General features: G+C 50.7%; 21 protein-coding genes and 1 riboswitch. Of the genes, 7 read left to right on the plus strand and 14 right to left on the minus strand.

The features are described from left to right. Positions 1–51: 51 nt before the first annotated feature. The 3 genes from mbl to OYT88_RS06725 form a co-directional block, all read right to left on the minus strand. Complete coding sequence (gene mbl, locus OYT88_RS06715) at positions 52–1,053, minus strand: cell shape-determining protein Mbl (protein ID WP_274398808.1); 1,002 nt, start codon at positions 1,051–1,053, stop codon at positions 52–54. Positions 1,054–1,231: 178 nt separating this feature from the next. After that, the gene (gene spoIIID, locus OYT88_RS06720) at positions 1,232–1,504 is read right to left on the minus strand and encodes a sporulation transcriptional regulator SpoIIID (protein WP_274398809.1); all 273 of its coding nucleotides are present in this window, start codon (positions 1,502–1,504) and stop codon (positions 1,232–1,234) included. Between the two features lie 380 nt (positions 1,505–1,884). Then, positions 1,885–2,178, minus strand: a complete 294-nt coding sequence (locus OYT88_RS06725; protein ID WP_274398810.1) for a hypothetical protein — start codon at positions 2,176–2,178, stop codon at positions 1,885–1,887. A gap of 600 nt (positions 2,179–2,778) precedes the next feature. Continuing rightward, positions 2,779–2,874, plus strand: a riboswitch (SAM riboswitch). A 415-nt stretch (positions 2,875–3,289) separates the two neighbouring features. Here OYT88_RS06725 and OYT88_RS06730 point away from each other — a divergent pair. The 7 genes from OYT88_RS06730 (at position 3,290) to cysC (ending at position 9,942) form a co-directional block, all read left to right on the plus strand. After that, positions 3,290–4,351: a sulfate ABC transporter substrate-binding protein gene (locus OYT88_RS06730; protein WP_274398811.1), complete on the plus strand. Its 1,062-nt coding sequence runs from the start codon at positions 3,290–3,292 to the stop codon at positions 4,349–4,351. Between the two features lie 40 nt (positions 4,352–4,391). Further along, positions 4,392–5,234, plus strand: a complete 843-nt coding sequence (gene cysT / locus OYT88_RS06735) for a sulfate ABC transporter permease subunit CysT (protein ID WP_274399189.1) — start codon at positions 4,392–4,394, stop codon at positions 5,232–5,234. A gap of 18 nt (positions 5,235–5,252) precedes the next feature. Then, complete coding sequence (gene cysW, locus OYT88_RS06740) at positions 5,253–6,128, plus strand: sulfate ABC transporter permease subunit CysW (protein ID WP_443217495.1); 876 nt, start codon at positions 5,253–5,255, stop codon at positions 6,126–6,128. A 17-nt stretch (positions 6,129–6,145) separates the two neighbouring features. Continuing rightward, on the plus strand, positions 6,146–7,234 hold the full coding sequence (locus OYT88_RS06745) for a sulfate/molybdate ABC transporter ATP-binding protein (protein ID WP_274398812.1): 1,089 nt from the start codon (positions 6,146–6,148) through the stop codon (positions 7,232–7,234). A gap of 62 nt (positions 7,235–7,296) precedes the next feature. Then, positions 7,297–8,031 (plus strand): phosphoadenylyl-sulfate reductase, encoded by a 735-nt coding sequence (locus tag OYT88_RS06750; RefSeq protein WP_274398814.1) that lies wholly within the window; start codon positions 7,297–7,299, stop codon positions 8,029–8,031. 128 nt (positions 8,032–8,159) lie between these two features. Next, positions 8,160–9,326, plus strand: coding sequence for a sulfate adenylyltransferase (gene sat, locus OYT88_RS06755; RefSeq protein WP_274398815.1), 1,167 nt, complete (start codon positions 8,160–8,162; stop codon positions 9,324–9,326). Between the two features lie 4 nt (positions 9,327–9,330). Then, the gene (gene cysC / locus OYT88_RS06760) at positions 9,331–9,942 is read left to right on the plus strand and encodes an adenylyl-sulfate kinase (RefSeq protein ID WP_274398816.1); all 612 of its coding nucleotides are present in this window, start codon (positions 9,331–9,333) and stop codon (positions 9,940–9,942) included. Positions 9,943–10,277: 335 nt separating this feature from the next. Here the strand turns inward: cysC and OYT88_RS06765 are convergent, their stop codons facing one another. The 11 genes from OYT88_RS06765 to atpG form a co-directional block, all read right to left on the minus strand. Then, positions 10,278–10,811, minus strand: a complete 534-nt coding sequence (locus OYT88_RS06765) for a chromate transporter (protein ID WP_274398817.1) — start codon at positions 10,809–10,811, stop codon at positions 10,278–10,280. Further along, positions 10,808–11,449 (minus strand): chromate transporter, encoded by a 642-nt coding sequence (locus OYT88_RS06770; RefSeq protein WP_274398819.1) that lies wholly within the window; start codon positions 11,447–11,449, stop codon positions 10,808–10,810. Before OYT88_RS06770 ends, OYT88_RS06765 begins: the two co-directional genes overlap by 4 nt. A gap of 377 nt (positions 11,450–11,826) precedes the next feature. Next, complete coding sequence (locus OYT88_RS06775; RefSeq protein ID WP_274398821.1) at positions 11,827–13,437, minus strand: gamma-glutamyltransferase family protein; 1,611 nt, start codon at positions 13,435–13,437, stop codon at positions 11,827–11,829. Between the two features lie 1,238 nt (positions 13,438–14,675). Further along, a complete protein-coding gene (gene spoIIQ, locus OYT88_RS06780) occupies positions 14,676–15,428 on the minus strand; it encodes a stage II sporulation protein SpoIIQ (protein WP_274398823.1) in 753 nt (250 codons plus the stop codon). Positions 15,429–15,625: 197 nt separating this feature from the next. Further along, positions 15,626–16,618: a stage II sporulation protein D gene (gene spoIID / locus OYT88_RS06785; protein ID WP_274398825.1), complete on the minus strand. Its 993-nt coding sequence runs from the start codon at positions 16,616–16,618 to the stop codon at positions 15,626–15,628. Positions 16,619–17,052: 434 nt separating this feature from the next. After that, the gene (gene murA / locus OYT88_RS06790; protein ID WP_274398826.1) at positions 17,053–18,387 is read right to left on the minus strand and encodes a UDP-N-acetylglucosamine 1-carboxyvinyltransferase; all 1,335 of its coding nucleotides are present in this window, start codon (positions 18,385–18,387) and stop codon (positions 17,053–17,055) included. 103 nt (positions 18,388–18,490) lie between these two features. Next, on the minus strand, positions 18,491–19,264 hold the full coding sequence (locus OYT88_RS06795; RefSeq protein WP_274398828.1) for a YwmB family TATA-box binding protein: 774 nt from the start codon (positions 19,262–19,264) through the stop codon (positions 18,491–18,493). Positions 19,265–19,393: 129 nt separating this feature from the next. Then, on the minus strand, positions 19,394–19,624 hold the full coding sequence (locus OYT88_RS06800) for a DUF1146 family protein (RefSeq protein WP_274398830.1): 231 nt from the start codon (positions 19,622–19,624) through the stop codon (positions 19,394–19,396). A 574-nt stretch (positions 19,625–20,198) separates the two neighbouring features. Beyond that, a complete protein-coding gene (locus tag OYT88_RS06805; protein WP_274398832.1) occupies positions 20,199–20,627 on the minus strand; it encodes a F0F1 ATP synthase subunit epsilon in 429 nt (142 codons plus the stop codon). Positions 20,628–20,677: 50 nt separating this feature from the next. After that, complete coding sequence (atpD, locus tag OYT88_RS06810) at positions 20,678–22,087, minus strand: F0F1 ATP synthase subunit beta (protein WP_274398834.1); 1,410 nt, start codon at positions 22,085–22,087, stop codon at positions 20,678–20,680. Between the two features lie 37 nt (positions 22,088–22,124). Next, positions 22,125–22,991, minus strand: coding sequence for an ATP synthase F1 subunit gamma (gene atpG, locus OYT88_RS06815; RefSeq protein ID WP_274398836.1), 867 nt, complete (start codon positions 22,989–22,991; stop codon positions 22,125–22,127). Between the last annotated feature and the right edge of the window lie 51 nt (positions 22,992–23,042).

Raw genomic sequence — 23,042 nt, forward strand, 5'->3', positions numbered from 1 at the left:
TTCAGTTCGATGCTTTCACTTTATGGATTATGTAAGAAAAGCGCAGAGCAATCAGTTAGCTTTGCGCTTTGGAAGTTTATCCAGATGTTCAAGCATTTTTCCGGCACCCTCAGCGACACAGGTCATCGGATTATCGGCAACGACGACTGGCACTTTCAATTCGCTTGCAAGAAGCTGATCGATTCCGTGCAGCTGAGCGCCGCCGCCGGTCAGGATCACACCGCGGTCAATAATATCCGCAGACAGCTCGGGAGGCGTCTGTTCGAGAACATTCTTTGCCGCACGAACTAGTGAATTGACAGAATCCGACAGGGCTTCTTCAATTTCATTTGAATGGATCGCCAACGTTTTCGGGAGTCCGCTTACCATGTCGCGGCCACGGATATCCATGCTTTCATCACGTGCGTTTTTAAAGACTGTTCCGACCTGGATTTTGATCTGCTCCGCTGTCCGTTCGCCGATCAGCAGCTTGTACTTTCTCTTTATATAGTTTAAAATTTCGTGATCAAATTTGTCGCCCGCCAATTTGATTGCCTGAGAGGTCACGATGTCGCCCATCGACAGGACGGCAATGTCCGTTGTCCCTCCGCCGATATCGATTACCATGTTGCCGCTCGGCTGAAAGATATCCATACCGGCGCCCACTGCAGCTACTTTCGGTTCTTCTTCAAGATAAACCTGCTTGCCGCCGCTGCGCTCCGCCGCCTGGCGGATCGCCTTCTGCTCCACCGACGTAGTATGGGTCGGCGTGCAGATCAGGATTCGCGGCTTTCTCAGAAAACTTTTGACATTGATTTTATTTATGAAATGTGTCAGCATCATTTCCGTAATTTCAAAATCGGCAATTACGCCATCGCGAAGAGGACGAATGGCCACTATATTGCCGGGTGTCCGGCCCACCATTCGCCTTGCCTCTTCGCCGACAGCAAGCATCTGCTTTGTATCCGTATCTAAAGCAATGACCGAGGGTTCGTTCAGAACAATACCTTGGCCCTTTACATATATCAACACATTCGCCGTCCCAAGATCAATTCCGATATCTCTTGAAAACACTGCATTATCCTCCCTGTCAGAATACCTAGTCGTTATCTAGGACAATTATCATTCATTATTTCATTTTATCATAAAAAGATTCAAACAGGGAGTGAGTCTAAAAAAACACACAAATTATTTTACAGTTTGACTTTCAGTAAAAATCCCCAGGTTTCACCGGGTATCCGGCCGGCATTTTCTATGGCCTCACAGCCTGCTGTTCCGAGTCTTTCTGGTATTTCAATCTTGTCGCTTCCCCTCCCCGAAGATGGCGGATCGACTTGTGATAATCGAGCACGTTCTTCACTGCGTTTGCAAGTTCCGGGTTGATGTTCGGCAGACGTTCTGTCAAATCCTTATGAACGGTGCTTTTCGAAACCCCAAATTCCTTTGCAATCACCCGTACCGTCTTTTTTGTCTCCACGATATGCTTTCCAATCTTGATCGTACGCTCTTTGATGTAATCGTGCACACCACTCGCCTCCTATTTTCTGAAGATGCGAAATGAGACATTTTTTGGAGGGAAACGGAAACCAAACGCTTTCTGCTCGTTCCAAGCCCGCCGCGCTCACCTCGAAACCCCGTTTGTGAGTTTGTAACATCTTATTAAACGAGTTCCGGTTATATGCCAAAAAGTCAATGGGGACAAGGGATTACGGGAATGAGACAGATAAAAGAAGAACTTTTCCGGCCATGGCGGAGCAGAAAAGTTTCATGATTATTCATGACGGCGTCGGACCGGAGGAGCATTGGCCATTGCCGGAGGAGGTCCCGGATTTTTTCAAAACAGGACCGGGGTGCAGTACCTCTCCGTCCCGGTTCACGGGATATTCATTCGTGAAGACATTTTTGTCAAAAATGACATGCAGCGGAAGCAGTTTCGTCGTTTACTCGGATGCGGCCGTATCTCGCCGACAGGCCTCCGGACTTGAACGGCACATACGCCATCCGGCTGATAACCCCCGGGCTCCCGCGGCGCTCCCGATCATCCGCCAGCTCCCCCGATTTGAACGACAGACAATCGAATTCAGCGAATAATCCCGGGCTCCCGCGGCGCTCCCGATTCATCCGCCAGCTCCTCCGATTTGAACGGCAGACAATCGAATTCAGCGAACAATCCCGGGCTCCCGCGGCACTCCGATTCATCCGCCAGCTCCCCCGATCTGAACGGCAGACAATCGAATTCAGCGAATAATCCCTGGCTCCCGCGGCGCTCCGATTCGGCTGACGACCCCCGGACTCGAACTCCGCACTCCCCCGGTTCTCCGGATCACCGTGATTTATATCACACCGGACGGGCAATTGGATACGTCGCGGGGATACGAATTAGAAGATAGTAAGCGGCGGCTGTTTAGCGACACCCGCAAGGCCGGATCGCAACCTCTCTTTGGCATTTTCCGCGGAATTCTCCTCTTTCGCCGATTCAAATTGACACTTTATTTATGTTGACAGCGGGGGATTTTTTCGAATAACTGATCGGTCGGCGGGACTTTAGCGCGGTCAGTAAAGATTAATCGACATAAATCGACAATAAATTCGGATTTGACAGAGTCCTTTTCCTTTACTTCCGGAAAGTCTTATCCCCCCCCGGAAAAGCCGTCCGTCGTACCGATGCTGCACGGTCAGAGCCGTTCAACGGCCGGAGTCCGATATGATCGGCGCTGTTTCGTTATACGAAAAATGTCGAATTTCTTTTTTGACTCCTTTTTTCACCGGCGCTACAATGTACCCATTATTAACTGAATAATCTTATTAAAAGCAGCGGAGAGACGGCCCGCCGAAGCCCGGCAACCAGCATGAAAATGCACGGTGCCATTCCGTCAGATATCTGGAAGATAAGGACAATTTGTTGCAAAAGTTTTTTATCTTCAGTCGATTTTTCCGGAATAGGCAAGCGGCTTTTACATGGCCTTTTTAGAGGAAAATCTTCATCCATTTTTACTCGCAACCATCGAAAAAAGAGCTCTGACATCGTTGTTCAGCCGGGGAGGTGATAAATTTTCGGACAGGATGGATCTCTGTCAGTCAGGACGAACAGCGGCGTCCTTACAGCACTGCGGGGCTGGTTGACAGCCAGGTTAAATGGATATCCCGCCATCGATTCGGAAAATTCAGGATACAGCAATCGGTTCAAAGCTTTACCGGAAGCCGTTCTTCAAATTGAATTTGCTTTTCTCCTGCTGCACAGGTGTAAATGATTCGTTTTTTCGGCCAGATAACCAAGTTTTCATATAAGAATAAAAGGAGTGTCGACATCATGGGGCTTAGAAAACACAGGGGGCATCTGATCACACTTTTCATTGCAGTATCGCTCGTTTTATCGGCATGCGGTTCCGCCTCCGCTTCCGCAACGTCGTCATCATCTTCCAAAAAGAACATTAAATTGCTGAATGTGTCTTACGATCCGACACGAGAATTATATAAACAGTACAATCAGCTATTTTCTTCCTACTGGAAAAAGAAAACCGGCCAGACCGTAACCATCCAGCAGTCCCACGGCGGATCCGGCGCCCAGGCCAGAGCCGTTATTGACGGACTGAACGCCGATGTCGTGACTTTGGCATTGTCCGGCGATGTCAACTCCATCGCCGCGGCAACAAATAAAATCTCGCCCAATTGGCAAAGCAGGCTTCCAGACCATTCGGCGCCTTATACTTCAACCATTGTTTTTCTTGTGCGCAAAGGCAATCCAAAGCATATCACAGACTGGAACGACCTCACAAAGAAAGGCATCGGCATCATCACGCCTAATCCGAAAACGTCAGGCGGCGCGCGATGGAACTTTCTGGCGGCCTGGGCCTACGCCGACAAAAAATACAACGGCGATCAGACAAAGGATAAACAATTTCTAAAATCCATTTTCAGCAATGTCGAAGTACTTGATTCCGGTGCACGCGGCGCAACGACGACATTTACGACGCGCGGTGTCGGCGATGTGCTCATTGCCTGGGAAAATGAAGCTCTGCTGAGCCTTAATGAACCCGGCGGAAAAGATAAGTACCAGATTGTCTATCCTTCCGTCAGCATTCTGACCGAACCGACCGTTTCCGTTGTCGATAAAAATGCCCAGAAAAACGGAACGACTGCGGCTGCAACGGCCTATTTAAAATATCTCTATACAAAACCGGCACAGGAGGTTATTGCCAAGAATTATTACCGTCCGCGCAATCAGAGCGTACTGGCCGACTATCGAAAGCTTTATCCGAACATTCCGCTTGTGAAAATCGACGATCCGCTATTCGGGGGATGGAAAAAGGCGCAAAAGAAGTTTTTTGATGACGGAGGCATCTTTGATCAGATCTACAGCGGAAAAAGCTAAACATATTTGAAATTCAACGAAGGATGAAGAAGCCATGCCCATGATTCGTTTGCGTACAAAAACAAAATCAAACAGAAGGCAGATTATTCCGGGTTTCGGCCTGTCGATGGGGCTTTCCTTAGCCTATCTCTCCATGCTGGTCCTGATCCCCCTGTCGATGATTTTTATTTACACATCGCAATTAGGGTGGAACGGTTTTTTGAATGAAATCAGGCAGCCTGTCGTCGTCTCCTCCTTTGAGCTCAGTTTTACAACGTCATTGATCGCCGCCTTCATTAATCTGGTGCTCGGCGTTCCGACCGCCTGGGTTCTGGTTCGTTATTCTTTTCCGGGAAGGAAACTGATCGACGGTCTTCTCGATCTGCCTTTCGCCCTGCCGACATCGGTAGCCGGCATTACGCTTGCCACGCTTTATTCAACGAACGGCTGGATCGGCAGACTGCTTCCGTTTAAAGTTTCTTATACACCGCTCGGAATTATCGTTGCCCTGATTTTAATCGGCATGCCGTTTGTTGTCCGGATTGTCGAACCCGTGCTTCAAAATTTAGATAAAGCGGACGAAGAAGCTTCTGCGACTCTGGGGGCCAGTCGCTGGCAGACTTTACTTCATGTAGTTTTTCCCCACATTCGTTCGGCCGCGTTTTCCGGTTTTGCCCTTGCTTTTTCGCGCGCGCTCGGAGAATACGGATCGGTTGTTTTCATCTCGGGCAACATGCCTTTTAAAACGGAAATTGCTCCCCTTGTGATCATGACAAAACTGGAAGAATTCGATTACAACGGCGCGACATCGGTGGCGTTAGTCATGCTTGTCCTGTCCTTTATCATCCTGCTGACGATCAACGTCACCCAGTGGCATTCAAAACGCCGCTATACACATTACTGACAGAAAGGAGGAACAGCCTTGCCGGAGCTGTCATTGTCTTCTGAATCGGAATTATCCGGACAGATCTCTAAAAATCGGGAAATACTGACAGAGCCCTTCTGGGTAAGAAGCCTGCTTACATCGATCGTCATTCTTTTTGTCTTTGTTTTTTTGATTCTTCCGCTGATCTTCATTTTTGCGGAAGCTTTCAAACAGGGGATAGCAGTATACTGGGCTTCCATTTCCGATCCCGACGCCACCTCATCTATTTTGCTGACGCTTACCGTTCTGATTGCCGTTGTGCCGATCAATACCTTTTTCGGCGTATTGCTTGCCTGGACATCGACAAAGTATCGTTTCAGGGGAAAAGGCCTTTTAGTTTCTTTGGCCGACCTCCCCTTCTCCATTTCGCCGGTGATCGGGGGCCTGATTTTCGTTCTATTGTTCGGAGATCATAGTTTTCTGGGAAAATGGCTGGAGAGTCAGAACATCGCGCTTGTTTTCAATACAACCGGAATTGTGATTGCGACTTTATTTGTCACTTACCCGTTTGTTGCCAGAGAGCTTATCCCTTTAATGGAGAATCAGGGAAATTCAGAAGAAGAGGCCTCGCTGATTCTCGGAGCCGGAACGTTTCATACCTTTCTCAAGATCACATTGCCCAACATAAAGTGGGGGCTGCTTTACGGCATCATTCTCTGCAGCGCCCGGGCAATCGGCGATTTTGGGGCGGTATCCGTCGTATCCGGACATATCGTCGGGCAGACCAATACGATGCCGCTTCAGGTTGAAACGTTTTACAACAGTTATCAGATGACAGCGGCATTTTCATTGTCGTCACTGATGTCGCTCATTGCCATTGCCTCTCTTATTTTAAAAAGCTACTTCGATCGCAAGAAAGTTAAAAATGAATAGACGGGGGATGTGCCCACGTGGGGATCGAATTGAGAAACATTTCAAAGGCATACGGTCATTACCAAATCTTAAAAAATATCAGCCTGACGATTCACAGCGGGGAATTGGTAGCCTTATTGGGCCCCTCTGGATCGGGAAAAACCTCCCTGCTGAGAATTGTAGCAGGTCTTGAGTTTGCGGATGAAGGAACCATCCTGTTCCAGGGAAAAAATTTGACAGGTGCATCCATTAAAAAACGGAAAGCCGGATTCGTTTTCCAGCACTATGCCCTGTTCAACAGCATGACGGTCCATGAAAACGTCGCTTACGGATTGAAAGTGAAGCCGCGAAAAGATCGGCCGTCAAAAAAAGAAATACGGGAAAAAGTGGCCGGGCTCCTTCATCTTGTCAGGCTTGAATCATACGGAGACAGGTACCCCTCGCAGTTATCCGGAGGGCAGCGTCAGCGTGTCGCACTGGCCCGCGCACTGGCTATTGAGCCCCAGATTTTACTGCTCGACGAACCCTTCGGCGCACTGGATGCGAAAGTCCGCAAAGAACTGCGCCGCTGGCTGCGGCGGCTGCACCGGCAATATAATATGACCAGCCTGCTCGTCACACACGACCAGGAGGAAGCTTTTGAAGTGGCCGACCGCGTGGTCATCATTAACAAAGGAAAAATTGAACAGACGGGGACGCCGGCCGAAGTCTATGAAAATCCTGCCAATCCTTTCGTTTATGACTTTATCGGGAACGTCAATCAAGTGCGGGGCAGGATCCGTCAGGGCTACTTCGTCAATGGAGATATCCGGATACCTTTTGAAGGCGGTAGCCAGGGAGAGACGAGCGGCGTCGCTTTTATCAGGCCCGATCAGATGACGATCACCGCATCGGATCAAAGGGCAGGCGAACGGGCATTTTCAGCTACGGTCACCCATATTCATCCTGTAGGGCCCGTCATCAGGCTCGATCTGGAAAGGCCGGATGCCGGCCAGCGTCTGGAGGCGGTAGTGACAAAGCAGGAATTTGAAAAGATCTCGTTAAGCGAGCAGCAGCATGTTTTTCTGGAGCCCAGGCAGGCCAAAGTATTCACCATCGGTGCATCCGCCGGGGAACAGCGAACTTAAGCCGGTTCCATGAATGTTCCGCATCCGCTTAGTATTTTTTGATTAAGGAAAGAAGGGATACCTTGAATAGAAACAGCCTGACCTATGAAACCTGGCCTGAACATCAGCTTCCTGAATTTGCGGCGGATCATCCGCTAAAAGGGGCGGATCGTGTCCTGCGCTGGACATACGATACGTACGGCGATCGAGTCGTTTACTCGTGCAGCTTTGGCGTTGAGGGCATCGTGCTGATTGATCTAATCAATCAGATCAAAGAAGATGCAACGGTCCTCTTTTTAGATACGGATTTCCATTTCAAAGAAACCTATGAACTGGTCGATCGTGTAGAAGGGCGCTACCCCCGCCTTCATGTGATCCGGCAAAAGCCGCTTCTGACGCCGGCCGAACAGGCGGCCAAGTACGGTGCATCGTTATGGTCCCGGCAGCCCGATCTCTGCTGCCGGATCAGAAAAGTCGAACCGCTGTCCAGGAGTCTTAAAAACTATGATGCCTGGATTTCCGGACTCCGGCACGAGCAGTCGCCTACCCGAAGAAACGTGCAATTTGTCAACAAGGATGAAAAGTTTCAATCGATCAAAATCTGTCCGCTGATTCACTGGACCTGGCAGGAAGTATGGGACTATGTCCGGCTCCATAATCTGCCTTACAATCCTCTCCATGACCGGAACTATCCAAGCATCGGCTGTGCCTATTGCACATCGCCCGTCACGGAAGGCGGCGATCTGCGGGCCGGACGATGGAGCGCTTTCGACAAAACGGAATGCGGTCTTCATATAAACAGTCAGAATAAAAGATAACAAACTTTCGCGCCATGTTTTCATTTCTTCATACAAAAGAACTGCAGTGAAGGCGCCTGCCTGTTCGTGTTTTCATGTTTCATGAAACACCATGCGGCTGCCGCATAGAAAAAGGAGTGGGAACAAAAATGACAAACGCTGCTCATGGCGGCCGGCTCGTTAATCGCCAGTCTTTCGGTAAAGATATCTCCGAAATAAAAAAGACGGTAGCGATTGACCGTGTCGCACTCAGCGATCTTGAATTGATCGCAAACGGGACCTACAGCCCGCTTACCGGCTTTCTCGATGAAGAAAATTATCATTCCGTTGTGGAAACGATGCACTTGAAAAACGGACTGGCCTGGACGATTCCGATCACGCTTCCCGTATCGGAACAGACGGCAGGTGCCGTATCGGCCGGGGACAAAGTCAAACTGAGTTATAACGGAGAGATTTACGGCATTCTCGACGTGACGGAAAAATTTCGTCCTGATAAAGAAAAGGAAGCAGCCCGCGTCTACCTGACCACTGATCCGGAACATCCGGGCGTCCGGCGCCTTTTCAGCCGCGGCCCGATCAATCTGGCGGGTCCGGTCGAACTGATCAAGCGGTCGCCGCGCCCGGCAGAATTTGCGCGCGATTATCTTGATCCGGCCGAAACAAGACGGCTGTTCACAGAAAAGGGCTGGCGGACGATCGTCGGCTTTCAGACGCGCAATCCGATCCACCGGGCTCATGAACATATCCAGAAAACAGCGCTTGAGACAGTCGACGGGCTTTTTATCAACCCGCTTGTCGGCGAAACAAAGGCAGACGACATCCCGGCCGACATCCGGATGCGCAGCTACCACGTCCTGATCGACAACTATTATGTCAAAGAGAGAACGGCGTTAGCCGTCTTCCCCGCCGCGATGCGCTATGCAGGACCGAGGGAAGCCGTCTTTCACGCGATCTGCCGCAAAAATTTCGGCTGTACGCATTTTATTGTCGGACGCGATCATGCCGGTGTCAAAGATTACTACGGGCCCTATGACGCGCAAAAAATTTTCGCGCACTTCACGCGCAAGGAACTTGATATACAAACCCTGTTTTTCGAAAACAGCTATTACTGTACGAAATGCGGCGGAATGGCTTCCAACAAGACCTGCCCCCATGATTCGTCGTTTCATGTCGCTCTCTCCGGGACAAAGGTCAGGGCCATGCTGCGGGCAGGCGTCCGTCCCCCCGAAACATTCAGCAGGCCCGAAGTCGTCGATGTCCTGATCGAGGGACTGAATCGAAAACAGACGGCAAATGCCGATCATCAGGAGGTCTGAACTCATGAACCCTATCGTCCAGCACCCGGCAACCGTAAAAAAAGCCGACCGTGAGAAAGCAAGCGGTCATAAAGGAGCGGTCGTTTGGCTGACGGGACTGTCCGGGTCCGGCAAATCGACATTGGCCAATCGCGTGGAAGCCGCACTCTTCTCCCGCGGTATCCGCACCTATTTGCTTGACGGAGACAACATCCGCAGCGGTTTGAACAGCGACCTTGGTTTTTCGGACGCCGACCGAAAGGAAAATATCCGCCGGATCAGCGAAGTTGCCAAACTGTTCGTCGACAGCAATGCCGTCGTCCTGACTGCATTCATTTCTCCATTTAGAAAGGATCGTCTTGCAGCCAGAAAACGGTTCGAAAGCGACGAATTTATAGAAATTTATGTCGCGTGCCCGCTGAAAGTCTGCGAATCACGCGATCCGAAAGGTCTGTATCAAAAAGCCCGCTCCGGTATCATCAGCGATTTCACAGGTATTGATTCCCCCTATGAAGCGCCGGAATCACCGGAACTTGTCGTCGACACCGATAAACAAACGCTTCCTGAAAGTGCGGATCAGATTGTCCGTTTTCTTGAAAAAAGAGGCATTATCGGCAGAGTGACGGATCAGGCCTAAACGGGACAGCCAACGTCGATCAGATCCGAAGGAACACGGCGGCTGCGGCTGCCGGAACAGAACCGGAATGAAAAGAACTCATTTTCATCCGGCCCTTTTTCAGACGCTTTTCAGACCCAAAAACAAATAAAGGAAAAAAGCGGAGAGAAAAGGCCGGGCTTTTCTCTCCGCTTAATTATTTTTTGGCGGCTTTCAGGTCAGCCTCTTCCTGCCTGATCAGGCTCTGAAAAGGCCCGGACGGCCCTGAAAACCGCGCCGCCGCAGCCCATGTCAATCATTTGAAAAAAGGCCGTCCTACAAACTATCGGTTGCGGCCATTCCCGGCATAAAAATTTTTATCCCATAAAAAGCGCGCCGAACAGCAGTGCGCCGGCAATGATAAAAGCCGGGTGGAGGCTGAACCGCTGCATCAGAATGAAGCTGAGTGTGCCGATCACGATCATCGGCAGCCAGCCGGACGCCTGTTCGGATGCGGCAAAAAAGTTATATGCCATCATGCCGAGCATGACGACAATGATCGGGCGGATCAACATCGTCAGCCGCCTTACCTTGGGGGAGTCCTTGAATCTGTACAACAGTTTGAGCAGCAGAATCAGCAGAATCAGCGACGGGGCGACCGTCGCGAAGATGGCAATCAGCGAACCGGCGGCTCCTCCTTTTGCAAAGCCTATATAGCCGGCCAGTTCCGGCGCAATCGGGCCGGGAAGCGAGTTGGCAAATGCGAGCACGTTGCTGAAGGTGGTGACCGACATCCAGTGGTAGCGGCCGACGACCTCGTTTTCGATCAGCGGGATCGATGCCGGTCCGCCGCCGTAGCCGAGAATGCCGGGAATGAAAAACGCAAGGAAAATCCGCCAGTAAAGAATCATTTTCGCCCACCTGCCGATTCTTTCCGTTTCACAGGCATAATGAGCACATAGAGTAAAGTCAGTGCGATCAGTATCGGCGGCTGAACATGGAGGATTTCCATCAAAATGAAACTGACTGCGATCAGAATCAGACTGACCGTCCAGCCCATCCCCTTTTTAGCGCTTGAAACGAATCGCCAGGTCAACTGTGCCATCAGCACACCGACAACCGGAAGTACAGCCTGCGTCATCCCTCTGACCCATCTCTGCTGCTGAAAAACATCGAGAAAGCCGAGCAGGACGATTAACGCGACCACCATCGGAAAGACGCAGGCAACCAGCGCCGTCAGCAGACCGCCGATCCCCTTCAGCTTCCAGCCGATATAACCGGCCAGTTTCGTATTGATCGGACCCGGCAGTGCATTGGCTATAGCCACAATATCGCCGAATTCCTCGAGAGCCATCCACTTGTACTTTTTGACAACCTCGGCCTCAATCAGCGGAATCCCCGAAGGACCGCCGCCGAAGCTCAAAATGCTTGAACGGAAAAAGGCAATGAAAATATCTGAATAGTGAGCCCGAGGGCCTCCTTTTGCCGCCGCCCGCTTTCCCCGGCCGTCCTTTTCTATCTGCGCCATCCAATCGACCTTTCTGTTCATATGTCTTCTGCTGCTTTTTTGTCTGAATACTTATTTTAAAACACCATTTATTAAGTTCATACCTTTTCAGGCAAACATTTTTTTAACTTTTTAACAGCCGGCAGTGTGCGGTCCCCGCTCAGACTGAACTTCAGATTGTGATCGGACAGCATCGAAAAAGAACCTTTTCAGCGCCGTCTGTCTCTTCCGGACTGTTTGTATTATCCAAAGTTAAGGAGCGGTTTCTGCAGAACACTCCGCACCTCGTCAGTCGTTCGTACGTTACATGAATACAAGATCTTCAACTTCGCCTATAACGGCGGGGGATGCTTAAATTATTTCCATGCGACGGGACAGGCTATTGGGAACCGATGCTCGGTATTTGTTCAGTTCCGGGATCACCATGCGGCGATCATCCCGTCGGCCCGCGATTCCGTGCCCCCTGTCAGGACACCGGTATCGTTGTTCCGCCAGATAATCTGTCCGCGGCCGAAGGAACCCGGATCGAGAGCGACTTCAATGTGATGCCCGCGTCTTGCCAGCGCACGGGCGATCGAATTAGGAAAATCCGGCTCAACGATGACCTTTTTCCCGCTTATCCACTGCCACCGCGGCGCATCAAGCGCAGCCTGGGGATGAAGATGAAAGTCGATCGTGTTTGTAATCACCTGCAGATGGCCCTGAGGCTGCATGTACCCTCCCATGACGCCAAACGGGCCGACTGGTTTCCCGGCCCGGGTAAGGAAACCCGGAATGATGGTGTGGTACGTCTTTTTCCCCGGAGCAAGTGCATTGGCATCCGTTTCATTCAGCGAAAAAGTATGACCGCGATTTTGAAGCGATATACCGGTTTCCGGGATGACGACGCCTGATCCGAAGCCTTTGTAATTGCTCTGAATGAATGAAACCATGTTGCCTTCCCCGTCGGCCGCCGCAATATAGACTGTCCCGCCCTGCGGAAGCGTCCCGGCTGCCGGCTCAAGCGCCTCAGTCCTTATCAGCTCGGAGCGTTTTCGCGCATATTCCTCCGACAGAAGATAAGAAACTTCATCTGTCATGCATCGGGGATCCGTAATGTATTTTTTACCATCTGAGAAAGCAAGTTTCAAAGCCTCAATCAGTTTATGGCTTGTATTTGCAGATTCCCTGAAGTTCAGGTCAAAGTTTTTAAGAATGTTCAGTGCGATCAGTGCAATAAGGCCCTGACCGTTCGGCGGCATCTCCCAAACATCGTAGCCGCGATAATTGACCGAGATCGGATCCACCCATTGCGGCCGATAATCCTCAAGATCGCTCTTTCTGATAAAGCCCCCGTGTTCTGTCGAAAAACGGTCAATTCGTTCTGCAAGATCACCCTTGTAAAAGGCTTCTGCCCGTGTTTCGGCAATTTTTTGCAGCGTTGCGGCCATTGCCGGAGAGGACCACATCTCTCCGGCCCGGGGCGCGCGGCTGTCCGGCGCAAACGTGTCAAACCACGGCTTGAACAGCGGGTCGGCCGGCTTTTCATGAAAGCGCCGATAGGCTGTCTCCCAGTTCTTTGCCACAATGGGAGACAGCGGAAAGCCATTTTTTGCATAGTTGATTGCAGGTTCCAAAAGGTCTGCAAACGGAAGCCTGCCGAAACGGCGGGAACATTCCGCCCATGCTGCCGGTGCACCCGGAACCATAACCGGTTCAAAACCATGCACGGGCATTGCATCATAGCCTCTTTTTCTGACCGCGTCGATCGATATTGACTGCGGAGCGACCCCGCTCGCATTCAGGCCGTGTAATTTCCCCTCTGTCCAGATCAGTGCAAACGCGTCGCTTCCGATCCCGTTCGATGTCGGTTCAAGAACCGTCAAACTGGCTGCCGTCGCAACGGCGGCATCGATCGCATTCCCGCCTCGTCTTAATATATCCAGCCCGGCCTGCGCCGCAAGCGGCTGTGCCGTCGCCACCATGCCTTTCCGTGCAAAGACCGGTGTCCTGCGAACCTGATAAGGAAAATCCTGATAATCGAAGTGCAATTGAACTGCCCCCTGTCTCCCTTTTGTTTTTTCGAATTAACCTTATTTTAAATTATAATAGCGAAAAATCTTTGAAACAATGATAACCTCGGTCAACAGTTGCTGCTGTATTCCGGAACTTCATCATGGACACTGCCTTTGTTCCTCATCAGGCGGCCGATCGGTTCTTTATCGCTGTTTATAACAGATACACCCTAAGCTCGTTTTGCATTGCGGCAGCGATCCGGCACAACGGTCCGGATTTCCCGATGCAAAAAGGACACCGCATTGTCCGGCCTTCAAAAGTCGGACCATCAGGCAGCGAAGGGAGTGTAAAAAAAATAGGTATCCCCTCAACTCATGTATCCAGCCGGGCCGCGGCGTGAAAATGCCATCGGTTCCTCTGAAAAGCGATCGATTTGCACGGACGGCAGTCTATTCCTCCGAATGTTCATGCAAACAGCGGTGCATTCCTCTGAAGGGAGATATCCTGCGTTACATGGGCGGAAACGCCTGATCTTTTTTCGGACCGCTGCGTACTCCTGCAAGTCGGGATGAAAATCGCCGGGAAACGAGAATGTATCATCAGTAAAAGTGAAAAATATCTACAGTTCAGCGTGAAAAACCGACAGTAATCGGATTGAAATCAATAAGAGTGAATAATCGGCCGGTTTGGGTATCCTTCCGGCCGGATTTCGGGTTCTATCGGCCAATTCCCGGTCCCTTCCGGCCGAATTCAGCGTTCTATCGGCCGAATTCGCACCCCTTCCGGCCAAATTCAAGGTTCTTCCGGCCGAATTCGCACCCCTTCCGGCCAAATTCAAGGTTCTTCCGGCCGAATTCGCACCCCTTCCGGCCGAATTCAGCGTTCTATCGGCCGAATTCGCACCCCTTCCGGCCGAATTCCGGGTTCTATCGGCCGGGTTCCGGTGTTAGGCACAGTTTTTCGGTCGGCGCAGAAGTTTATTAATCGCCGAAATGCTCTGTTTCCAAGAGATTATGGTTTCAGAAGGGGTCGATCATCAATCGACGCCGCAGCAGAATGATGAGCTGAGGGGATATCCGTAAAATAAAAAATGGGGCTGTTCCATCATCGAAAAATCGATGATGGAACAGCCCCATCTAAATTCCTAATTCCAGTCCCGGTCCGCGGGCTGCTTAATCAAAAGGCCTATGGAACAGCCTCCGGATTTGATTGTCTACGGCATTTCCCGCAGCCGGATTTTCTCAAAAAACGCTGCTTTGCGTCCAGTCATTTGTTATTGGCCGTTTGTTCCGGTGCCTGCCTGATCCGCGTTTGTTGATTGCGCAGCGGACGACGGGGCTTTCACATCAGTCGTTCCTTTAGCCATATAGGCTTCCGGACTGACCGGTGCATCGTTTTTGCGGATTTCAAAATGCAGATGGGTCCCGATGCTTTTGTTGAATGCTTCCGTACCGGCCGTACCGATTGTTTCGCCCTGAGCAACCTGCTGTCCAAGCGATACGTTGATCGACGCCAGGCTCTGGTAAAGGGTTTCAACTCCATTGCTGTGTTTGATCGTTACCACATAGCCGAGAAGGCTGTCTTTTTTCGCCTCCGTCACTTTTCCGCTCATCGCCGCCGTTACCGTAAACGCTTTTCCATCTTTCGCTCCAATGTTGATGCCCGTATTTTGGACGTAAGTTTGATCATAGTTTACGAGAGCGGCTTGCTGTTCCTGCTGCGATCCGTTGACATCATAGTAAGGCTGAATGACTTTTGTGTCCGCCTGGACGGCCGGCCATTCAAATACTTCGGCAGTGGCGGCCGCCGGCGCAGCCGGCTTGTCCTGATTAAATACAACCTGGTTTTCTTCCTTCTGATTCTTTGCCTGCTCCGTGCCCAGTACCTGAAACAGGAGCATGCCTGTTATAACCAGAGAAGCCGCGCCAAGATATAAGGCAGGATAGAACCAGCGCCGTTTTGCTAGTTTGCGAAGACCGGTCAGCTCTTTCTCCTGTGAATTCTTTTGATTCTTGTCTTCTGTCATCTTGCATCACCTCAGCAATCATTGTGATCAGATTGCGGGCGATCTATACATCGGCAATGAAAAAATGCCGATTTTTTTCAGAAAAATCGGCTATTTCTTTAAAAAAGCAAAATTTGTTTCCTATTTTCCGAGATTTGGTCCCCTATTCGAACCGTTTTCCCGAATTTCTTTAAACAATCATGCCTCTTTGCTGTGATTTAATTTATGGCAACAGCATGATCGGCGGTCACGGTCATCCGGCTGATCGAGGTCCCCCGATAGTAGTATGCGGCAATCTGAGCGGCATTCTTTCCTTCTCCCGCCATTCCATCGGCTCCGTACTGGCTCATGCCGACGTCGTGCCCGCTGCCGCTCATGGTCGCAATAATCCGGCCGCCGTTCCGGATCAGCTGAAAGTCGGTAGAAGCAAGATTCAATTTTTCACGTATCTCTCTTCCCGTAAAGTCACGGCCGGCGATCCGGTAAACAGCAATGTGATGAGTCGCCGTTCGCCGGATTACTTTGCCGAGTTCACCGCTTCCGCCGCCCGGTTTAACATGAAGAGCATGTTCTACTTCGGCAGCGGCGAGCGTTTTTTCGGTTTTATATTTCGGAGAAAGTTTATCCCATGGACTCGGCACGGACCTCAGATAGGGAACGTCCGCCGTCCAATAGTCGGCAGCGTTTTCCGTCTGTCCGTTACTTGTCGAGAAAAAAACAGGGGTAATCAGTTTTCCCCGGTAGGTGATGACCTCATTTTCCGTCTGTGACACGGCCGCTTCGACTTTTGCCATTCTCCGCCCGTAATCCTTTCCCCATATCTTTTCCAGATCTTGACGGCTCTTATACACCTGATTCTGTACGGTATCCGTCACCGCGGCAGTCGGGTTATCGATTATCCGTCCTATAATATAGGTGCGTGCCGCAAGGGCCTGCGCCTTCAGTGCTTCGAGATGAAAAGTCGCCGGCATTTCCGAAGCGACCACTCCGGCCAGGTAGTCATCAAGCGCAACATGATCGGTCTTTCCCTGTGCCGACCGGTAAACGGCGACAGTGACAGCCGGGGGCCGGTCCTTTTCGACGACTGCCTGCGGCAGAGCCTTCCCCGCCTGCTGCCGGCCGCTGTTTTGCGAAAAGAGCAGAACGATGGCGGCTGGAACAGCCATGGCAGCTAGAGAAAAAAGGAACAGCAGTGCGGCGGCTTTCTTCATATTCTGACCTCCAACACATTTTTACCCTATTTCTATGCCTGTCCGGCCCCTCATAGAACTTAAGAGGGCAAACCCGGCAGCCGCTCTGCACCCTTCAACGTCGGATCGGGAGCCTCGCTTTTTATTGACGAATCCGGTCTAAATAAATTTAGGAGGCATATAATGCTGAGTGGGCAGAGCCCGCCGCCGTTACAAAAACTTCGGCATCTTCTTTGCTCATATACGGCGGTCTATCGGCTTAAAAGGCTATGTTCTCCTTCGACAGCCGATAAAAATCCCGGCAACAATCAACATTTCACTGCTAACGGCCGATATATGTATGGAGGATTGATATTTCAGACGATAGTCGTACTGCGTGAGCCCCGTTTTATCTTGGGGTAAAAAAAAGAGACGCCGGTTTTATCACCGCATCTCCGTCAGATCTTTTGATTTGATTATGCAAATTTCGGATTGATTCCGATCTGTGTTCCCAGCGGCTCCGCGACAGCCGCTGCGGGCTGTTCCGCTTCTTCAACACGCACGCGTTCAATCTCGGCGCCGAGTGCCCGCATTTTCCCCGCCAGATCGACGTAACCGCGGTCGATATGGTGCAGGCCATTGACACGTGTATAGCCCTTGGCGGCAAGGCCCGCAATCACAAGCGCCGCTCCGGCGCGCAGATCGGTAGCCGCTACTTCGGCCCCCTGCAGATCGCACGGAGCGCTGACAATGGCAGAACGGCCGTCAATCTTGATCGAGGCGTTCATCCTCCGAAATTCTTCGACATGCATAAAACGATTTTCAAATACCGTTTCCGTTATGACGGAGGTTCCGGCTGCTTTAAGAAGCAACGCCATCATCGGCGCCTGCAGATCCGTCGGGAAACCCGGATGAGGCATTGTCTTAACATCTACAGCCTGCAAATGATCCGTCCCAATGACACGGATACCGCCCAGTTCCTGATCCACTTCAACGCCCATTTCGCGCAATTTGGCGATCAGAGGGCGCAGCGCATCCGCTTCGGCATTTTCAACCAGTACATTGCCGCCTGTAATGGCTGCGGCAATCATGTACGTTCCTGCTTCAATCCGATCGGGCAGAATGGTGTGTTCCGCACCGTGCAGCTGATCAACACCGATGATTCTGATTTTGCTTGTGCCGGCGCCGCTCACTTTTGCACCCATCGCGTTGAGGTACTGTGCCAGACTGACGATTTCCGGCTCGCATGCCGCATTATCGAGGATTGTTTCGCCTTTTGCCAGCGAGGCCGCCATAATGATATTTTCTGTGGCGCCGACACTCGGGAAGTCGAGACAGATGATCGAACCCTTCAGTCTTCCGTCGACGCGTGCTTCAATACAGCCGTTCCCGATCGTCACGTCTGCGCCCATCGCTTCAAACCCTTTAAGATGCTGATCAATCGGCCTGGATCCGATTGCACACCCGCCGGGAAGAGCGATTTTGGCATGACCGATCCTTGCCAGGAGAGGACCCATGACAAGAAAAGACGCCCGCATTTTCCGTACATACTCAAAAGGAGCTTCCGTTAATAATTCGGCCACCGCATTGACGGTAATCGTTCCGTTTTTATAACTTACCGATGTGTTCAAATAGCGCAAGACTTCGTTTATCGTGTATACATCAGCCAGTTCCGGTACATTATATATTGTGCTTATGCCTTCGTTTGCCAGCAGCGAAGCGGCAATTACGGGAAGTACAGCGTTTTTCGCGCCTTCAATTTTAACTGAGCCAGAAAGCCGTTTCCCTCCACGAACAATAATTTTCTCCAAACTTTTCCCCTCCGCGTCCATTTATCTCTCGCTCGATCCGGAAGTGCCCTCCGTGCTACATCCAGTGCATAGCGGTTCCGTTTCTTGGAAACCATACTCTACATTAATATTCAACCGTAATGATTGGCGTGCCCAAAGTGATGGCGACACGGCCATCGTCATTTCTTAAAGCCACCTGAAGATTCATTTTTTGTTTTCCGGAATAAATGCCATCGTTCCATGTCTTAGTATATGCGGATATCGATACAAACGTTTTTTCATCCACTTGTTCAATGGGAACAGCTGAAAACAGCTTCAGATAGCGTTCTCCTTCTTCAGATAAGCCAAGACTCATTTTATCACTCCCATGGGCCTTTACACAAGAGAAGAATTGCTCTTGTCCGCTGAAAATTTCAGCCATATCTTTCTTCATTTGCTGTTCTTGAGCCGGCCACCGGTCCGCCTGAAATGAATGATTTTGGAATTGGTAGAGCAAGGCCGTTTGCAGACGGCTGCCGACAGGATAAGCAAGATAAGTTATTCTGATTTCCGTTCCTGACGGCTTTGATTTTTTTACGCCTTCCCAGCCTGTGTACTCATCCTTTTTCCCGATTTTATGCCAAGCGTAACCGGCAAACTTTCCAGTCATCTGACCGGCCTTTTCCTGAAATTCCCCTTCATTGTCCATGGCCTGCTGTTGCTCGCGCGCATAGACCGTCCAACTGTCGACTGCTGCGGAACGCTCCTTCAGTGCTTTAACAAACAAAGGAACACGATCCATTGCATCCGTTCGTCCGGTAAAAGTGCTGTTGTCAGCCGCCTTGCCTGCATAGGTTCCGCTGAAAATCAGCGAAGCGATTAAAAAAGCAGCCAGTGCGAACAATAAGTTCCGAAACATATATTTCACGCCCCTCTCCCTTTTTCAGTATTTCCTTTAGAGAGAGGAAGGTATACTTGGAACTTTTCGTCAGCACAGGCGTTGATTCGCGCCTAATCGGCCGTTTTTTCCTCCTGCCTCGAGAAATGTTCAGCCGTAAATCTTAGGCAGCGTCAGCGACCAGTCTATATAGCTGAGAAAGAACTCGGCTACCGGATAGCTGATGGCAATAGCCAGAAGAACATACAGAACTCTCACTTGCGGGCTTTTCGGATGACGAAACAAATCGTCAATTTTGAGGCCTTGGAGCGCCCACCACGTCAGAACCAGCGTAATCAGATGAACCAGGAGACTGATCAGGGCCTGTAGGCCGACATTCATGATCTTTGACACCTGCCTGAGCCTTAAATATGTATTGCTCCCTCCCACTTCTGCGCTTCAGCACAGATTGCCGCTTAAATCCGGTTAATGAAAAGCAGCATACTTGCAAAAGCAGGCCAAAAGTGGAAACTTACCAGCCATCTCCTTGTCTGTTACACAAATGTAATATAACAGTAATACAAGAATAATCTTGATTGACCTGTGTATATTCTAACGCGATTGACATAAAATGACCATACTTTTAACGATGATTGTTTTTTCAGAATTAATACATGATGTCGAAAAAAAGCATTTTGTTACAATTTCATTACTTGAAATTGCGGTATTTCCCGATATTGTTACAAAATCGAAACCGAATCGGTCCGCAGAGGTTTGCAACATTTACCAGGCCTGCATGCCGGAAATTCGCCGATAAATTCATTATATCGGTTATTTCTAAACAAAAAATGAACAAATAGGATCGCGTCCGCTTTTTCAGACAGACCGGCAGCTAAAAAAAGAAGAGCGCCTCAAAAGTCGAAATACCGGCTTTGAGACGCCCTTTATCGGAAAGGCCGACTGCCTCTCCCTGTAATCAGCTTTCCTGGACTTTTTCTTTGATGGCGGCCGTACTCAGACGCAATTCGGCTCGTTTGAGTTTCAGCAGAGCCGCCGCATAACCTTCCGAGCTCTCGTGCAACGTGCTGAGCGCCTTCTGAGCCTCATCGCGGGCTTTCTGCGCCCTTTCGACATCAATCTGATCTTTCATTTCGGCAGCTTCCGAGAGAATCGAGATCCGATCAGGAGCCACCTGGATAAATCCGCCGTGAACGGCCGCATAATCAACATTTTCTTCATTTTCGTGTTTTAAGCGAACCAGGGCGATTTCAAGAGGAGCGACAATCGGCATATGATGCGGGAGTATCCCCATCTCGCCGCTCGTCGCCCGCACGCATACCATGTGAACGTCTCCTTCATAGATCTTGCCCGCGGGTGTGACGATATCCGTATGCACTGTACTCATCTGCAAGCCCCCTTTTGATGGTCTGACCGATTCATCCGATCCCGGACAGATCAGGCCAGTTGTTTCGCTCTTTCCAGAACATCTTTCATCGTTCCGGTGTTCCGGAAGGCTTCTTCGGGAACATCGTCATATTTGCCGTCGAGGATGCCCTTGAATCCCTTTATCGTTTCCTCAACCGGAACATAAGATCCCGGAACGCCGGTGAACTGTTCGGCAACGTGGAAGTTCTGGCCAAGGAAGAACTGGATGCGGCGGGCACGGCTGACAGTCAGCTTGTCTTCATCGGAAAGTTCGTCCATGCCGAGAATCGCAATAATATCCTGAAGTTCGCGGTACTTCTGCAGTGTCTGCTGAACACGTTCGGCAATTTCGTAGTGCTCTTCGCCGACTATCTCCGGAGCGAGCGCACGCGATGTCGACGCCAGCGGATCGACGGCAGGATAAATACCGATCTGCGTCAGTGAGCGTTCCAGGTTCGTTGTTGCGTCAAGGTGTGAGAACGTGGTTGCCGGAGCGGGATCGGTATAATCGTCGGCAGGCACATACACGGCCTGAATCGACGTTACAGAGCCCTTATTTGTCGACGTGATCCGTTCCTGCAGGCGGCCCATTTCAGTGGCCAGCGTCGGCTGATAGCCGACGGCGGAAGGAAGACGTCCGAGCAGAGCGGACACTTCGGAACCGGCCTGTGTGAAACGGAAAATGTTGTCAATAAACAGCAGCACGTCCTGACCTTCTGCATCGCGGAAATATTCGGCCATGGTCAGACCGGAAAGTCCCACGCGCATACGGGCACCCGGCGGCTCGTTCATCTGGCCGAACACCATCGCTGTCTTTTTGATAACTCCGGAATCGGTCATTTCAAAGTATAAGTCGTTTCCTTCACGGGTCCGCTCGCCAACACCGGCAAAAACGGACACACCGCCGTGTTCCTCGGCAATGTTATGGATCAGTTCCTGAATCAGCACCGTCTTGCCGACTCCGGCACCGCCGAACAGCCCGATTTTTCCGCCTTTAATGTACGGCGTCAGAAGGTCGATAACCTTAATTCCCGTTTCAAGTACTTCCGTTTCGGTCGACAGTTCTTCAAATTTCGGGGGATCTCTGTGAATAACGTTTCTTTGGACGTCTTCAGCGATCGGCTTGCCGTCGATCGGCTCGCCGAGAACATTGAAAACACGGCCAAGTGTTGCATCGCCAACGGGAACGGAAATCGGTGCGCCCGTATCGACAGCTTCCATACCGCGGACCAGTCCGTCCGTAGAGTCCATGGCAATCGTCCGGACAGAATCATCGCCGAGGTGAAGGGCCACTTCAAGCGTCAGATGGATATCCGTTTCGTTGGAGGACTTGGCTTTATAATTAATAGTCAAAGCGTTGTAGATTTCAGGCAAACGACCGCGTTCAAACTTAACGTCGACGACCGGTCCTGTAACCTGAGTTACATACCCTTTGTTCATCACACTACCTCCTATCAGCATTTTTCCAGCATTAAATTTATTCGAGGGCGGCAGCGCCGCCGACAATTTCGGTAATTTCCTGAGTAATTGCGGCCTGACGCGCACGGTTAAAGGACAGGGACAGACGATCGATAATTTCGTTTGCATTATCCGATGCACTTCTCATCGCCGTCATTCGCGCCGCATGTTCCGCCGCCTTGGCGTCAAGAAGCGCTCCGTAAATTTGTCCTTCCGCATAAAGAGGCAGCAGCGCCGCCAGAACCTCGTCTTCGTCAGGCTCATATAAATAGACTGCCCTCTTTACCGGCTTTTCTTCAAGATTAGTCAGCGGAAGCACTTGAGTATTAACCAGCCGCTGCGAAATGGCGTTGACAAAATGGTTGTAGATCAGGTGCAGTTCATCAATCTTCTTGTCGCTGAAAAGCGCGACCGCATCCTTTGCAATACCGATCACATCATCAAATGAGAGATTGTCGGGCAGAGCGGTTTTACTGAACGCGACTGGATAACCGCGTTTCGTAAAATAATTCAGCCCGACCTTACCGGTGACGATGACCGTATATTCATCCTTGGACTGATGCTTCTCCTGAATCAGCTCCTGTGTGTATTTCAGCACGTTGCCGTTATAGGCGCCGGCAAGGCCGCGGTCGGCAGTAACGACCAGATAAGCCGTTTTCTTTACCGGCCGGCTTTGAAGCATCGGATGCCTGATGCCGCTCCCCTTGGCAGTGCTGGCTATACTCGCAACGACTTCTCTGAGTTTATCCGCATAGGCTGAATAAGCCTGGGCGTTGCTCTGTGCATGATTCAGTTTAGCCGCCGATACCATCTGCATCGCTTTGGTTATTTTGCTCATTTGCTTTGTGGATGCGATTTTTTCCTTGATGTCACGCACTGAAGGCATGTTCCGTTCACCACCTTTGCAAGGTTGTTAAATCGAGCAGCTTACGTGTGT

Source organism: Sporolactobacillus sp. CQH2019 (assembly GCF_028765345.1).
Lineage (GTDB): Bacteria > Bacillota > Bacilli > Bacillales > Sporolactobacillaceae > Sporolactobacillus.

Coding starts and splice junctions, on each gene's coding strand:
- OYT88_RS06725 (WP_274398810.1), bottom strand. CDS start 2,178: ATGAATCGGAGTGCCGCGGGAGCCCGGGATTGTTCGCTGAATTCGATT.
- OYT88_RS06730 (WP_274398811.1), top strand. CDS start 3,290: ATGGGGCTTAGAAAACACAGGGGGCATCTGATCACACTTTTCATTGCA.
- cysT (WP_274399189.1), top strand. CDS start 4,392: ATGATTCGTTTGCGTACAAAAACAAAATCAAACAGAAGGCAGATTATT.
- sat (WP_274398815.1), top strand. CDS start 8,160: ATGACAAACGCTGCTCATGGCGGCCGGCTCGTTAATCGCCAGTCTTTC.
- cysC (WP_274398816.1), top strand. CDS start 9,331: ATGAACCCTATCGTCCAGCACCCGGCAACCGTAAAAAAAGCCGACCGT.
- OYT88_RS06765 (WP_274398817.1), bottom strand. CDS start 10,811: ATGATTCTTTACTGGCGGATTTTCCTTGCGTTTTTCATTCCCGGCATT.
- OYT88_RS06770 (WP_274398819.1), bottom strand. CDS start 11,449: ATGAACAGAAAGGTCGATTGGATGGCGCAGATAGAAAAGGACGGCCGG.
- spoIIQ (WP_274398823.1), bottom strand. CDS start 15,428: ATGACAGAAGACAAGAATCAAAAGAATTCACAGGAGAAAGAGCTGACC.
- spoIID (WP_274398825.1), bottom strand. CDS start 16,618: ATGAAGAAAGCCGCCGCACTGCTGTTCCTTTTTTCTCTAGCTGCCATG.
- OYT88_RS06795 (WP_274398828.1), bottom strand. CDS start 19,264: ATGTTTCGGAACTTATTGTTCGCACTGGCTGCTTTTTTAATCGCTTCG.
- OYT88_RS06800 (WP_274398830.1), bottom strand. CDS start 19,624: ATGAATGTCGGCCTACAGGCCCTGATCAGTCTCCTGGTTCATCTGATT.
- OYT88_RS06805 (WP_274398832.1), bottom strand. CDS start 20,627: ATGAGTACAGTGCATACGGATATCGTCACACCCGCGGGCAAGATCTAT.
- atpD (WP_274398834.1), bottom strand. CDS start 22,087: ATGAACAAAGGGTATGTAACTCAGGTTACAGGACCGGTCGTCGACGTT.
- atpG (WP_274398836.1), bottom strand. CDS start 22,991: ATGCCTTCAGTGCGTGACATCAAGGAAAAAATCGCATCCACAAAGCAA.